This is a genomic window from Halorubrum luteum (genome assembly GCF_054652935.1).
Window position 1 is genome coordinate 3069097 of sequence record NZ_BAAIGT010000002.1, and the last position, 13565, is coordinate 3082661.

14 protein-coding genes are annotated in these 13565 nt (G+C 64.2%); 7 read left to right on the forward strand and 7 right to left on the reverse strand.

Going from position 1 to position 13565, the window contains the following annotated elements; genetic code table 11:
- Positions 1 to 282: 282 nt before the first annotated feature.
- Positions 283 to 2271, reverse strand: a complete 1989-nt coding sequence (locus ACYQ0R_RS15235) for a bacterio-opsin activator domain-containing protein (RefSeq protein WP_459825461.1) — start codon at positions 2269 to 2271, stop codon at positions 283 to 285.
- A gap of 185 nt (positions 2272 to 2456) precedes the next feature.
- On the opposite strand from ACYQ0R_RS15235, the gene ACYQ0R_RS15240 reads away from it, so the two are divergent.
- Positions 2457 to 3497, forward strand: coding sequence for a Brp/Blh family beta-carotene 15,15'-dioxygenase (locus ACYQ0R_RS15240; protein WP_459825463.1), 1041 nt, complete (start codon positions 2457 to 2459; stop codon positions 3495 to 3497).
- Positions 3498 to 3605: 108 nt separating this feature from the next.
- On the opposite strand, the gene ACYQ0R_RS15245 is transcribed toward ACYQ0R_RS15240, so the two are convergent.
- Positions 3606 to 4358: a helix-turn-helix domain-containing protein gene (locus tag ACYQ0R_RS15245; protein WP_459825465.1), complete on the reverse strand. Its 753-nt coding sequence runs from the start codon at positions 4356 to 4358 to the stop codon at positions 3606 to 3608.
- Positions 4359 to 4509: 151 nt separating this feature from the next.
- Here ACYQ0R_RS15245 and ACYQ0R_RS15250 point away from each other — a divergent pair, with 151 nt between their 5' ends.
- Both ACYQ0R_RS15250 and ACYQ0R_RS15255 read left to right on the forward strand, forming a co-directional pair.
- Entirely contained in the window at positions 4510 to 6027 is a 1518-nt protein-coding gene (locus ACYQ0R_RS15250; RefSeq protein WP_459825467.1) for a phytoene desaturase family protein, read from the forward strand.
- 369 nt (positions 6028 to 6396) lie between these two features.
- Positions 6397 to 7200, forward strand: a complete 804-nt coding sequence (locus ACYQ0R_RS15255; protein WP_459825469.1) for a bacteriorhodopsin — start codon at positions 6397 to 6399, stop codon at positions 7198 to 7200.
- Between the two features lie 132 nt (positions 7201 to 7332).
- On the opposite strand, the gene ACYQ0R_RS15260 is transcribed toward ACYQ0R_RS15255, so the two are convergent.
- The gene (locus tag ACYQ0R_RS15260) at positions 7333 to 7782 is read right to left on the reverse strand and encodes a DUF2062 domain-containing protein (RefSeq protein WP_459825471.1); all 450 of its coding nucleotides are present in this window, start codon (positions 7780 to 7782) and stop codon (positions 7333 to 7335) included.
- A gap of 272 nt (positions 7783 to 8054) precedes the next feature.
- Here ACYQ0R_RS15260 and ACYQ0R_RS15265 point away from each other — a divergent pair, with 272 nt between their 5' ends.
- Together ACYQ0R_RS15265 and ACYQ0R_RS15270 are read left to right on the forward strand one after the other, a co-directional pair.
- A complete protein-coding gene (locus ACYQ0R_RS15265) occupies positions 8055 to 8216 on the forward strand; it encodes a hypothetical protein (protein ID WP_459825473.1) in 162 nt (53 codons plus the stop codon).
- A 98-nt stretch (positions 8217 to 8314) separates the two neighbouring features.
- On the forward strand, positions 8315 to 9427 hold the full coding sequence (locus tag ACYQ0R_RS15270; RefSeq protein WP_459822340.1) for an IS630 family transposase: 1113 nt from the start codon (positions 8315 to 8317) through the stop codon (positions 9425 to 9427).
- A gap of 71 nt (positions 9428 to 9498) precedes the next feature.
- Here the strand turns inward: ACYQ0R_RS15270 and ACYQ0R_RS15275 are convergent, their stop codons facing one another.
- The 4 genes from ACYQ0R_RS15275 to ACYQ0R_RS15290 all read right to left on the reverse strand — a co-directional run bounded on the left by ACYQ0R_RS15275 (position 9499) and on the right by ACYQ0R_RS15290 (position 10752).
- Positions 9499 to 9621: a hypothetical protein gene (locus tag ACYQ0R_RS15275; RefSeq protein WP_459825475.1), complete on the reverse strand. Its 123-nt coding sequence runs from the start codon at positions 9619 to 9621 to the stop codon at positions 9499 to 9501.
- A gap of 311 nt (positions 9622 to 9932) precedes the next feature.
- Positions 9933 to 10091 (reverse strand): DUF7563 family protein, encoded by a 159-nt coding sequence (locus ACYQ0R_RS15280; protein ID WP_459825477.1) that lies wholly within the window; start codon positions 10089 to 10091, stop codon positions 9933 to 9935.
- Positions 10092 to 10184: 93 nt separating this feature from the next.
- Entirely contained in the window at positions 10185 to 10364 is a 180-nt protein-coding gene (locus tag ACYQ0R_RS15285; protein WP_459825479.1) for an HVO_0416 family zinc finger protein, read from the reverse strand.
- A 130-nt stretch (positions 10365 to 10494) separates the two neighbouring features.
- On the reverse strand, positions 10495 to 10752 hold the full coding sequence (locus ACYQ0R_RS15290) for a hypothetical protein (RefSeq protein WP_459825481.1): 258 nt from the start codon (positions 10750 to 10752) through the stop codon (positions 10495 to 10497).
- A 120-nt stretch (positions 10753 to 10872) separates the two neighbouring features.
- On the opposite strand from ACYQ0R_RS15290, the gene npdG reads away from it, so the two are divergent.
- Positions 10873 to 11541, forward strand: coding sequence for an NADPH-dependent F420 reductase (gene npdG / locus ACYQ0R_RS15295; protein ID WP_459825483.1), 669 nt, complete (start codon positions 10873 to 10875; stop codon positions 11539 to 11541).
- 250 nt (positions 11542 to 11791) lie between these two features.
- Positions 11792 to 13528 (forward strand): L-lactate permease, encoded by a 1737-nt coding sequence (locus ACYQ0R_RS15300; protein WP_459825485.1) that lies wholly within the window; start codon positions 11792 to 11794, stop codon positions 13526 to 13528.
- Positions 13529 to 13565: the final 37 nt, after the last annotated feature.

Sequence of the window (13565 nt, forward strand, 5' to 3'; positions counted from 1 at the left end):
CCACAGAAAGTAACTCCAAGTCCGTCGAGATCTGCCGGACTCCCCAAGGCAAAAACAACTTCGGGAGTCCATATACGATGGAGGATAGGAGTACCGGGGGCTTGGCACTCCCAGCAGTCCCACCCGCCACAGTCCGTGAACCTCACACGGAGTCTCACCGTACTGAGGTTCGGTGGAACTGCAAACCTGAAATCTCCAACGCTCAGGATTCCTCCGCGTTTACGCGGAGGAGGATGTCAAACAAGTGCAAGGAAAATACCCGGGGTTTGACCCCGAGCCGATTCACGGATCGACGTACGCCTCGACGAGCTTCCGTTCGGCCGCCCGCAGGTGCTGGTGGAACGTCTGTCGGGTGATCCCCATCGTCTCGGCGATCTCCGACCCGTCGACCGGTCGGGGCCACTCGAAGTAGCCGTTCAGCTCGGCGGTTTTCAGCGCGGACCGCTGTCTGTCGGTCAGCCGGTCGTCGACGGACGCGGCGAACTCGGTCAGGCTCCGGTCGCGGTTCTCGCGTTCGACCCGCGACCGAAGTTCGATCCCGGCGTACTCCGCACGCAACACGTCGAGAAGCGACCGCACGTCCGTTTCGGGCGGTGCTTCGATCGTGAGATGTGCCTGCGTCGGCTCCGCGGTCGCCGCCGCGACGACGCCACCATGCTCCGCGAGACGCGCGAACGGTGGAGACTCCGTTGCCGCTACCGCGAACGTCAGCTCCGGAGCACTCGCCGAGACGGTCCGAACTTCGGAGACGAACGGGAGCGACGACACCTCCGACAGCGCCTCCTCGTCGGCCATCGTTTCGAGGTACAGCTCGCAGCCGTCGTCGTCCAGCCGCGCGGTCCCGAGATGTTCGACCTCGGAGCCGAGCGCGTCCGCGATCCGGGAGAGGTGGAACGTCTCGTCGTCGACGATCACGCAGAGTTCGACGACCTGGTCGGTCGTGAGAATGCGGGTCGTCTCGACGGAGTGGAGCCCGTTGGCGATCATCTTGCCGACCGACTCACACATCTGCCGCTCTCGGCGGTCCAGCGCGTTGCCGTCGTTGCTGTACATGCCGAGGAGCCCGTACCGACGCTGGCCGTAGACGAGCGGCACCACGACGAGTCGTGGAGCACCGAAATGTTCGGGGCTCAGCCGCTTGTTAGGGGTCGTTCCCGCCGGACACCCCTGTACGTCATCCGTCTCGAACGCGTTGGCGATCGCCTCCGGCGTTTCCTCGAGCGGGATAGACGTCGGCGTCTCGAGTGACAGTCCGCTGGCGGCCGTGATATCGAGGCTCCCGGTTCCGGGGCCGACGTCGGCTATCCAGCCGCCGAGATACCCCGGTTCCTCCGCGATCTCCGCACAGACTTCCCTGGAGATCGACTCCGCGTCCGTCCCCTCGACGAGGATCCGCGTGATCTCGCTGAGCAGCCCGTTCACCCGACCCAACACGCGGTCGAGCGTCTGTCGCTCGGCCGTCAGCTTCTCGGCGCGCTCCTCGGCGAGCCGCTCTGCACGCTTCCGGTCGGTCACGTCGTTTTGAAAGCCCACGTAGTGGGCCAGATCCCCGTCCTCGTCGTAGATCGGCGCGACGGTGAGCTCGTTCCAGAACGGCGTCCCGTCCTTGCGGTAGTTGCGGATCTCGACGGTGATCTGCTCCTCGTTCGCGATCGCCTTGCCGAGACGCTCGACGGTGTCCGGGTCGGTCTCGGGCCCCTGGAGGAATCGCGGGTTCCGCCCGAGCACGTCCGTCTCCTCGTAGCCGGTCCACTCCGTCCACGCGTCGTTGATGTACACGAGCGGATGGTCCGGGAGGTCGGGGTCGCTCAAGCTGAGCCCGATCGGTGCCTCGTCGACGGCCCGAGCGACCTCCTCCGCCGACGGTTTGTGTCCGGAAACGTCCTGTCTCGTAGTCGGCTGCGTTTCGGCAGCCCCGATCGTGGTGACGTCGGTGACGAGGCGGTCGATCGACGCCGACCCGTTCTTTCTGAGCACCCGATCGACGCCGGACTCGAACGCGGCCTCGGAGACGTTCGCCTCGGAGTCGGTGAACAACACGATCGGCAGCGACACGTCCGACTCGCGGACGGTCTCGACGAGCGTGAGTCCATCGTCGCCCGGGAGGTCGTACTCGCTGACGACGCAGTCGAACTGCCCGGTCGTGATCTTCCCGACGGCCGCCGTCGCGCTGTGGACCGTGGTCACGGTGCAGTCAGCCGCCTCGAGCGCCGTCGCGATCCGGTCGACCCCGTCTTCCGGATGGACGAGCAGGGTCCGAGCATCGGCCATGATCGATTATACGGGCCCGACGATTTAACGCTTGGTGCCAAAAGCGAGCTCCGCGAAATCGGACGTGAAGAAATGTGATATCCTGACTGCGCGGAGTCCGCAACCCCCCACGGACGCATCGCGCCTTTTGAAAGCCCGAATAATGGCGGTTAGCGAACATCCGGATACGGGACGTACACGTTCGTATGTCCACCTCGACCGTTCGCGTCGCACACGATCGGCTCCTCTCGGAGCCCGAGATGGTCGCGATCGACGTCTCGCGGGGCGTGCTCGCCGCGTTGACCGTCGGCTTCGCGGCGCTGTACGCGACCGGAACCGAGCCGGCGCTCCGGACGCAGATGCTCATCTACCTCGTCGGGATGATCGCGTTGAACCTCCCGCACGGTGGGTACGAGCACTTCACTAACCTTCGACGGCGTGGCGTCCCGTTCGGGACGCGCTACGTCGCGATGTACGTGAGCTTCGTCCTCGCGTTCATCGCGCTGTTCGTCGTCGCGCCGCTGCCCGCGCTCGTGATCGCGTTCGGAACGGCAGTCGCGAAGGGAGGCCACGGGGACGTGCGCGTGATGGACGCGCTCGTCGGAAGCGACCACCTCGTCTCCCGGCCGCAGCGCGCGCTTGCCGCGTTCGTCCGCGGCGGAGCGGTGATGATCGTCCCGCTCGTCGCGTGGACGGACACGTTCTACGCGTTCACGGGGTACATGCTCACCGTCTTCGAGGGACAGCTCATCGGACCGGCTGCGACCGCTCCAGACACCGTCGCGACCGTTCTCGGTGCCGTCTACGGTGTCGCGCTCGTCGCACACCTCGGCTGGGGCGTCGCGGCGGCCGGCGTGTGTGCGTCGTGGATCCGGGACGTCCTCGAGACGCTGCTGCTCGTCGCCTTCTTCGTGTTCGTCCCGATCGTCATCGCGATCGGTCTGTACTTCCCGCTGTGGTACTCGCTGCGGCAGTCCGCACGGAGCATCGTCGTCGAGCGACAGACGCCCGCCCGTAACGACGGGCTCTCCGTCGTCGTCGCGTGGGGCGTCCTCGTGATCGGCGCGCTGGCGACGGCGCTCGTCGCCGCCGGGCTGTGGACGGTCGCACCGAATCCGCTCGCCAGCGCGGGGCTCCTTCCCGGACTCGTCGCGTTCTACACCATCTTCGTCTGTGTGATCGCGTTACCCCACGTCGTCGTCGGCGAGTGGCTCGACGTCGACCGCGGGATCTGGTACGTCCCCTGAGGATCGGAGTCCGAGAAACGCGCTTCGACGAGGCCGGCAGCCGGAGACGAACGCGCCGTGAGACGACGACCGAAAACGAACGGTCGGAGAAGATCGTGTCCGATGCGGTCAGGGCTCGGTGAGTTCGCCGACCACTTGCTTTTGTGCCGCAGCGAGATGTTCCGCGAACGTGGACCGCGCGATCCCGAGCGACTCCGCGACTTCCGCGGCGTTCGCCTCTCTCGGATACTCGAAGTAACCGAGCCGGCGAGCCGCGCGCAACACCTCCCGCTGTCGGTCGGTTAGTCGAGACCGGTCGACGACCACGGGGTCGGAGTCGTCGACGCCGCTCGAGTGTGTGAGCCTGTCGAGCGTCACCGACGCTCCCTCGGCTTCTATCGCCTCGACGATCTCTCCGAGCGGCTCGACGGAGGGGAGCGAGAGAGTCACCACGAGCTGTGTCGGGTTCGTCCGGACGGTGACGTCGGTGACGGGATGGCCGAGCGATTCGATCAGTCGACAGGGGCACGCCTCGGCATCCAGTTCGCGCCGGTACACGAACTCCTCGTCGGCCGCGAACACGAGCTCCGCGTCCGCGTCGGCCGGAAGCGGCTCTGCGACGCGGAACTGCTCGACGATACGGTCTCCGGCACGGATCCTGTCGACGTCCGTCGCGACCGCGTCGCTCGGGAGTCCGTCGGCAACCGGACAGTTCGGCGGGTCACGGACCGCGAGCCGCGCCCGGACGCCGGTGGCGTTCGCCCCGGGCTGGCCGGTGTGTAGTCGGCTTCCTCCCACGTCCGACGCGCTCGGCCGACGTTCCTCGACGTCCGACGCGCTCGACGACCGTCCGGGTGTCCCGGGCGACTCCGGCGTTGACATGGATCGACGTACCGGACCCACGGATAAAACCTCGGAGCCGAACGAGTATGTCCCGTGGTCGACGGCTCGTTTCGAGGGGCCAAGACGAGAGCACTTAAAACACCGCCGAATGACGGACACGACTAACCCCGCGGGGGCACCTACCGTCAGTATGACCGGCCAACTGCTGGACGGCGAGTCAGTCGGCATCGTCGGCGGGGGGTTCGGCGGGCTCTCGGCGGCCGCGTATCTCGCCGACGCCGGAGCCGACGTGACGCTGTACGAGAAGGCGGACCGTGTCGGCGGCGTCGCTGGACGGTTAGAGCGCGACGGGTTTCGATTCGACACGGGTCCGTCGTGGTATCTGATGCCGGAGGTGTTCGAGCGATTTTTCGAGTCGTTCGGCCACGCGCCAGAGGAGTTCTACGAACTGGAGCGGCTCGACCCACACTACCGCGTGTTCTGGGACGACGGCGACCGCGCCGACGTCCCTGCGGACCGGACCGCGGCCGCGGAGCTGTTCGAGTCGTACGAGCAGGGAGCCGGCGAGGCGTTCGAGCGATATCTCGTGGACGCCGAGGAGGCGTACGAGATCGGAATGAACCGGTTCGTCGTGCCCGGCCGGTCACGATTCCGCGATTACGTCTCCATGGACGTCGCCAAGTCGGGACGCGGGCTTGGGCTGTTGGGAACGCTCGACGACCACGTTCAGTCGTACGTCGAGCATCCGAAGCTTCGACAGCTTCTCGAGTACACGCTGGTGTTTCTCGGCGGATCGCCGTACAACACGCCCGCGCTGTACAAGCTGATGAGCCACGTCGACTTCGGACTCGGCGTGTACTATCCGATCGGCGGCATGTACGAAGTCGTCGAGGCGCTCGAGTCGGTGGCGGTCGAGCAGGGCGCGGAGATCCACACGGGCGTGGCGGTAAGTGGCCTCGACGTTGGAGACGAAGCGATCGGCGTCGATCTCGGCGTCGACAGCTACACCCACGACCGGGTCGTCTGTGACGTACCGCCGGCGTACGTCGAGCGGACGCTCGTGAACGGCGACGGAACGGGGTTGCGGGCGCGGCTCTCGCGACCCGGCGATTACTGGGACCGTCGCACGTACGGACCCGGTGCGTACCTGCTGTATCTCGGCGTTGAAGGCTCGCTCGACGCGCTCGAACACCACTCGCTCGTGCTACCGACCGACTGGGATCCGCATTTCGCGTCGATCTTCGACGACCCCCGCTGGCCCGACGACCCCGCCTTCTACGTCAACGTCCCCTCCCGCACGGATCCGACCGTCGCGCCGGACGGATGCGAGACGGTCGTCGTCTTGGTGCCTATCGCCCCCGGGCTCGACGACGGTCCCGAACGACGCGAGACGGCCAGAGAGCAGGTGCTGGACGCGCTCGACGAGCACGCCGACGTCGACCTCCGAGGACGGATCCGCGTGGAGGAGTCCGTCTGCATCTCCGAGTTCGCGAACCGGTTCAACCGTCCGCAAGGGACCGCGCTCGGGCTCGCGCACACGCTGTTCCAGACCGGACCGCTGCGTCCCGGCCCGCGCTCGCCGCTCTCCGACCGGCTCTACTACGTCGGCGGCGGCGCGAACCCCGGGATCGGGATGCCGATGTGTCTGCTGAGCGGCGAGCACGCCACCGACGCGATTCGCGAGGACGTCGCGGGAGGCGTGGTGTGAACGTGTCGTCCGGGAGCTGATCGGCTGCTCCGTTGATTGCCACTCTTCTCCGTTGATCGTTTTTCCCGAACGCGACCGCAGGGATCCGGCCATGGTTGCGGAGCCCCGCACGATCTCGGAGCCGCGCACGGTCTCGGAGCCGTGTACGGTCTCGGTTCCGGATGCCGTTCGATCGCATGACCACGGCTGTGGACGTAGCTCGCCGTGAAGGAGTGGTGCGCTCGAGGCTAACAGCGGCCACCGTCGAGCGTTTCCATACTCGTTAGGTTGTGTCGTTTACTCGAAGTGGCCATTACGTACTACCGTCGCATGATAGAAACAGCAGCAGCCGACTTGGCGGTGCTATCCCAAAGCGCCGTGCCGCTCGAAATGACGCAAGCGGAAGTGTATCAGGCGGTTCAGGACAACACCCTGTTGAACGCCTCGTTCTGGGCCAACATCGCGCTGGCGGGGCTGTCGATCCTCCTGTTCGTGTACATGGGCCGGAACGTGGAGGATCCCCGCGCGCAGTTAATTTTCGTGTCGACGCTGATGGTCCCGCTCGTGTCCATCTCGAGTTACACGGGGCTTGCCTCGGGGCTCACGATAAGCTTCCTCGAGATGCCAGCAGGGCACGCGTTAGCCGGTGAAGAGGTTCTCACCATGTGGGGTCGCTACCTCACGTGGGCGCTGTCGACGCCGATGATCCTGCTTGCACTCGGGTTGCTCGCAGGGTCTAACCTGACCAAGATCTTCACGGCGATCGTCGCCGACATCGGGATGTGTGTCACCGGCCTCGCAGCCGCGCTGACCGTCTCCTCGCACGGTCTGCGCTGGTTCTGGTACTTCATCAGCTGCATGTTCTTCCTCGTCGTCCTGTACGTGCTGCTCGTCGAGTGGCCCCAGGACGCCGAGGTGGCGGGTACGGCCGAGATCTTCAACCTGCTGAAGATCCTGACGGTCGTCATGTGGCTCGGGTACCCGATCTTCTGGGCGCTCGGCGCCGAGGGGATCGCGGTGCTCGACGTCGCCGTCACGTCGTGGGCCTACAGTGGCCTCGACATCGTCGCGAAGTACATCTTCGCGTTCCTGCTGTTGAACTGGGTCGTCAGCAACGAGAGCACGGTCGCCCAGATGGCGGACGGGTTCGGCGCTGCCGGCACCAGCGGCGGTGCGGCGCCCGCTGACGACTGAACGCGCTGTAACCACCCTTCGTCGCAGCTCGTTTTTTGCGGTCCGCGTCGCTAGCGACGCGACTCGCGTGAACCAGTGGCGTATGCACGCTGCGAGGATATCGACCTTCGGATCGGAACGAACGGCTCGAGTTCACGTTCGGTACCAACTGACGGTGCTGGCACCGTAAAACGCGAGAACGTATCCAGCCAGAGCGAAGGCGCTGGCGAGAATGACGTTTCCGACGAGAAGACGGGTGAGCAGCTCGCGCCCGATAGCTACGGAGAGTTCGGGATCGGCGAGCTCCGGGACCGGACCGAGCAGAAGCGTCCCGAGGGCGATGCTCATCGCGTGCACTCCACCTTTAACAACCGGATTCAGGATGACGACGGCGGCGAAGAGAGCCAGCCGATTCGCCCATGAGTACCAGTACGCGAGGCCCGCGAGCGCGAGCACCCCGGTTCCGAGCGTCGGCAGCGTCGTCACGAACACGCCGATCGCAAAGCTCACGCCGATAAGATGCGGCGGGTGATCCTGCATGAACGTGGCGCGGAGCCGCGCTCGGACCGCATCTCGATAGCCGGTCACCCGCTCTCGGGCCATCACCTTACGTTTTCGTAGGGAAGCATAAAGACACTGGACTCGATATCGGGGTAGCTGACTCCGGCTGACTTGACATCCTCCTCCGCGTAAACGCGGAGGAATCCTGAGCGTTGGAGATTTCAGGTTTGCAGTTCCACCGAACCTCAGTACGGTGAGACTCCGTGTGAGGTTCACGGACTGTGGCGGGTGGGACTGCTGGGAGTGCCAAGCCCCCGGTACTCCTATCCTCCATCTAATTAGATTTAAATTTCCTCGAGTTGAGAAGGATGCACATGCCACGGCTCACTGAGGGAGGTAGAGAACATCTCGAACGAGCGCTGCAGACGGACGAAACCGAAGAGAAGCATTTTCATATTCGACAGGTGCTCCAGGCATACGGCGTCGATGATATTCCGGACGAGTACGATCCGGAACTGTCCAGATTATCCGATTGATCTCCGCCGCGGCGTGAGCATGGAGGAATCACTCGTGAATCGCCTCGGGGTCATAGTGATTCGGCAAAGTTATTGAGGAGAAGAATCTCTTTCGTGTAGTGACTGGACGAGAGAAGAAAATCGTGCGGCACCTGAGTGAAGAGGATCTGGATCGGCTCCTCGGTGAGGCGGACGATCAGAAGGAATTCGAACGCCTCGTCTTTCTCAAACGGCTGTACAAAGGTGCCACGCTGAAGGAAGCCGCTGATGACGTCGGGAGATCTGAGGGCACCGCCACGAACTGGGTCACTCGCTGGAACGAAGGAGGCCTCGGTAAACTTACTCCGAACTTCGGGGGCGGTCGGCCCCCGAAGCTCGACGAAGACCAACAAGACGAACTCATTGACCTCCTGCGTGAAGGTCAACCGTGGAAAAAACAGGAGATCCAGCACCTTCTCGACGATGAGTTCGATGTCGAATATCACCCACACTACCTTCCGGAATTTCTAGACAATCTCGGCCTTTCCTACGCCATTCCTCGGACAAAACGGCCTGATCGACCCGATAACGCCGAAGAAATCCTCGACGAACGCGTTGAGTACGCGTTCGACGAGGATGCTCATGACCAACCACACAACAAGCGCGAGAGTGACGATGATGACGATGAAGAGGAGTGGAGCTCCGATGAAGATATCTGCACTGATGGCGGGACTGTGGTGGGGTTTTTCGATATCTCGCATCCACAACCCTGGGACAATTCTCAGCGACTGTACACGGTCGATGATCCACATATCACCCGGCCGCTGGTGAAAATCGATACACCAGCGGCCGGGTTCTATGCGCTCAACGGAGAGAGCGTGCTGTCGTTCCCACCGAACCAGAAGAAAGAACAGATCTGCGGCTGTTTCGAGGAGATCCGCGAGCAGAATCCCGGCAAGCGGATTCTGCTCGTCTTGGACAACTTCTCCTCACACGTCTGTAAGTACACGCGCAAGCGTGCTCACGAACTTGGGATTGATCTGGTGTTCTTGCCGGTTGGCTCCCCGGATCTCAACCCAATCGAACCTGTCTGGAAGAGTCTCAAGTGGGAGTCTTCGCCGCTGATCGTCAACGGCGAAGACGAGTACCGGAAACGCCTTGACCACCTGTTCGATCAACTGACCGAGAAACTGAGTTTCGCTGCATCGTGGATCGACAACCACCTCAGTGGATTCCTCAATAAGATTCGCTAACTACTAAAGCCCCGAGGCACCCGCCTTGCTTCTCTGTAGATCGGACCATCGCGGAGACGAAACGGCCGAATTCAGGAGCGCAGCCACGCCAGTAGGCGCTCGGCCGGGCTGGTCGCTGCCTCGAGGTCTTCCGGTCGCGGATTGTCCTTCAGCCGTATGGATTCGGATCTGAGGTTCGTTTCCTTTTTTGTCATTACGATATACGCTTGTAACTCTGTTCGGATAAATATGTTGAGTCTGCGATATCTTATGCTGGTTTTTCGTTACATACTGTTTATACGTATCGGTGTTCGAGTGAGATCGGATACATCGAGTACGGAGCGCTGTTGCGATGGTCGAGTGGAGTGAAGTACCCCGCGCACGGTGGCGCGGAGCGTCCGTGTTTACAGAATGCGAGGAGAATGCCCCAGGGCTTGACCCCGAGGCGATTCACGTATAAATCACCCATCCACAGGCAATCGGTGCGTGCTCGTCGCAAAAACGCATCGAAAGGAGAGATGGGGGCTCAGTTACTTCTCGTCGCGCGTGCCTCGCGAACGTCGGCACCGTCGCGAACGAGATCTTCACACTCCGGACAGACACGAGGTCGGTCAACGTCGTTCGGCGTAAACACCCGGACGTAATCCCTCGTTACGAACGAATCGCAGTTCTGGCACGTGGGCATACTCGTCAGTAACTGATGATGATAAATAATACTACCGGCGAGTACTACGCTGAAAGAAACGATGCAAGCGGAGGTCGGAACGGCCGAGTACGATCAGTTCGGCCGCCAGTCGCAGACGCCACACCGGGCGGTTCCCTCGGGATGCAGCGCACCACATTCGGGACACTGAAGCTTATTATACGATCGCTCCCAGCGTACGATCTCGGTCTCGTGACCACGGTCGGACAGGAACTCGTCGAACACGTCCTCGCTCGTACTGGGTGCGCTAGACATTGCATGTCACTGTATGCCATGGTACTATAAGTATCTTTTCACGGTGTGCGTCGCTCTCCGAAACCCCCACGCTCGATCGATGCGTGGACGAGGAGCCCGGATCCGATCGAAGATCGAACCGGACTCCGGGTCACACGGGGCCACGGGGAGTTCGTCTACTCTCCGGAACCGCCGGCAACCCTCTGCTCCCCGGAGCCGGCGTCGCCTTCGGCCGCGATCCGCGACTCGTACTTCGCGATCGCTGCGTCGAGCGCGTCTGCGAGGTCGACGTCGTCACCTCCTTGGCGACCTCTCCCACCTCGCTTTGCAGGTCGAGCACGTGATACGCGAGCGTGGTCTCCATCTCGTGTCGGTCGAGAAACGTCGCAACTTGGTCCTGCTCGTGCATGGTCGACGCTTCTCGACGCGCCGGTAAGTATCATCGGGCGAAGCCAACTGCGATCCTTCCGACGGTGGCGAGGACCGCCGGTCGCGCAACGCCTAAGACCACGCCTCCCGCAGTACGGACATGCGAATCGCGTTGCTCGGCGGGACCGGCGACATCGGCGGCGGACTCGCCCTGCGATGGGCGTACGATACGAACCACGACGTGATCGTCGGCTCCCGCGACGCCGGGAAAGCGGAGACGAAAACCGAGGAGTACCGCACCGAACTGGAGAGTCGCGGCGTCGACGCCGACATCACCGGCCACGACAACCGGGACGCGGCAGCGGCGGCGAGCGTCGTCGTCCTCGCGATCCCCCCGTATCACGTCGGCGACACCGTCGAGGAGATCGCGGACGTGCTCGACGACGGCGACGTGCTCGTCTCTCCGGCGACCGGGATGAAACGCGACGACGACGGGTTCCACTACCACAAGCCGGGTGCCGGCTCGGTCACGCGGATCGTCGCCGACGCGGCGCCGGAGGACGTCGCCGTCGTCGGCGCGTTCCACAACCTCGCGGCCGCGCGACTCTCGAACCTCGACGCCGATCTGGGGATCGACACGCTCGTGATCGCCGACGACGAGGACGCCAAACGAACCGTCACGGACCTCGCGGAAGGGATCGAGGGGCTCCGTGCACTCGACGCCGGCGGGATCGCAAACGCACCCGAGATCGAGGCGCTCACGCCGCTTCTCATAAACGTCGCCCAGCACAACGAGGGGCTCCACGACCTCGGCGTCAGGTTCAGCTGAGACGCACGATCAGCGCCACTCGCCCGATGCATCCTAACTGAGGGATTGCTCCCGCCCCGGACGTATTGATCACGATTATTTACACAATCTCATCGGTACATATTAGACACGGCTCGAGGAATATCCGGGACGACAGTGACCGATCTTTCGATGGGAATCTCACGCGCTCGCACCGTCGGCCGAACGTCTACCGTCGTTCCGAACGGATCATGATCGGGGGAGGTCCATCGACGCCCGGGAGGACCGACCGATGACGGAGACGCTTCTCGCGCTCGTTCCGTTGCTTATCGTCGGCGTGCTGCTCGTCGGCTTCCTCTGGCCCGCCGTCAGGGTGATGCCGATCGCGTGGGCGGCTGCCGCAGGGATCGGCTTCGTCGTCTGGGAGATGCCGGTGCGATACGTCGCGGCGGCGAGCATCGCCGGCGTGATGGCCGCCATCGAGATCATCTGGATCGTGTTCGGCGCGCTCGTGTTGTTGTACACGCTCATGCGCTCTGGCGCCGTCGACCGGATCAACCAGGGGTTCGCCAGCATCAGCGACGACCGTCGCGTACAGATCATCCTGCTAGGCTTTTTCCTCGCGACGTTCATCGAGGGCGTCGCCGGGTTCGGCACGCCGGCGGCAGTCGTCGCGCCGCTGCTTTTGGCGCTCGGGTTCCCCGCGCTCGCGGCCGTCGTCGCCGCGCTCATCGGACACGCCGTCGCGACCGTGTTCGGCGCGGTGGGAACGCCGATCATCGTCGGGTTCCAGACGCCGCTGGCGGCCGTCGAGGAGCCGATCGCCGACGGCACCGGCCTCACGGTCGCGGAGTTCTCCGCGGAAGCCGCCATCTACGCGGCGCTGTTTAACGGAGTGCTTGGGATACTCATGCCGTTCGCCGCCGTCGCCGTGGTCGTCTACTTCTTCGGCGAGGAGCGGTCGGTGCGGCCCGCACTCGAGGTCGCACCGCTGGCGCTCGTGTCGGGTGTCGCCTTTGCGGTGCCGTACGTCGCGTCGGCGTATCTGGTCGGCCCGGAACTCCCGTCGCTTTTCGCCGCGATGATCGGCGGTGCAGTCGTCGTCGCTCTGCTCCGGACTGGCTACCTCGAACCCGACTCCCACTGGGAGTTCCCGGACCGCGAGACGTGGCCCGACCACTGGGTCGGCTCGATCGAACCGGGCGGCGAGAACGCCGCCGACCCACCGGAGGAGGCGGTTGCTCCCGACCCACCGGAGGAGGCGACGTCCCCCGACGCACCGTCGATGAGCCTGCTTCGCGCGTGGTCGCCGTACCTCGCGCTCGTCGGCCTGCTCGTCGTGACCCGAGTCGTGCCGGATATCGCCGAGTTCCTGCAGGAGGCTCCGCTGCTCGCGATCGAGTGGGACGTGTTCGGCACCGGGCTCGAGGGCGGGATCGCGTGGGCGTACGTTCCGGGCACGTGGCTGCTCGCGAGCGCGCTCCTCGCGATCCCGATCTTCGGCATGAACGCGACCGAGGTGACCGGCGCGTGGCGGGAGGCGCTCCAGAAGGTGCTCTCGCCGACCGTCGTGTTAGTGTTCGTCATCGCGATGGTCGAGATCATGCTCGGGACCGACGCACACGGCACCGCCCCGGTCGACGGGAGCATGATCGTCGTGCTCGCCGACGGGACCGCGGCGCTCACCGGCGCCGCGTATCCGATATTCGCGCCCGCCGTCGGACTCATCGGCTCGTTCGTCGCCGGCTCGATCACCGTGAGCAACATCACGTTCGTCGCCTTCCAGTTCGAGGTCGGGACGACCCTCGGCATGCCGACGATGGTGCTCATCGCCGGCCAGACGATCGGGGCGGCCGTCGGAAACCTGATCGCGATCCACAACGTGGTCGCGGCGCTGGCGACCGTGGGTCTCGTCGGAGCGACCGGGCGCGTGATCCGCTTGAACCTGCTGCCGATCCTGTACTATCTCGTCGTCGGCGGCGTGCTGACGACGCTCGGCGTGTACGTCCTGTTCCCAGCCGTGTTCTGAGTTCGCTTCCGAGCGCACGGCGCGGTCGTCCGTGGAC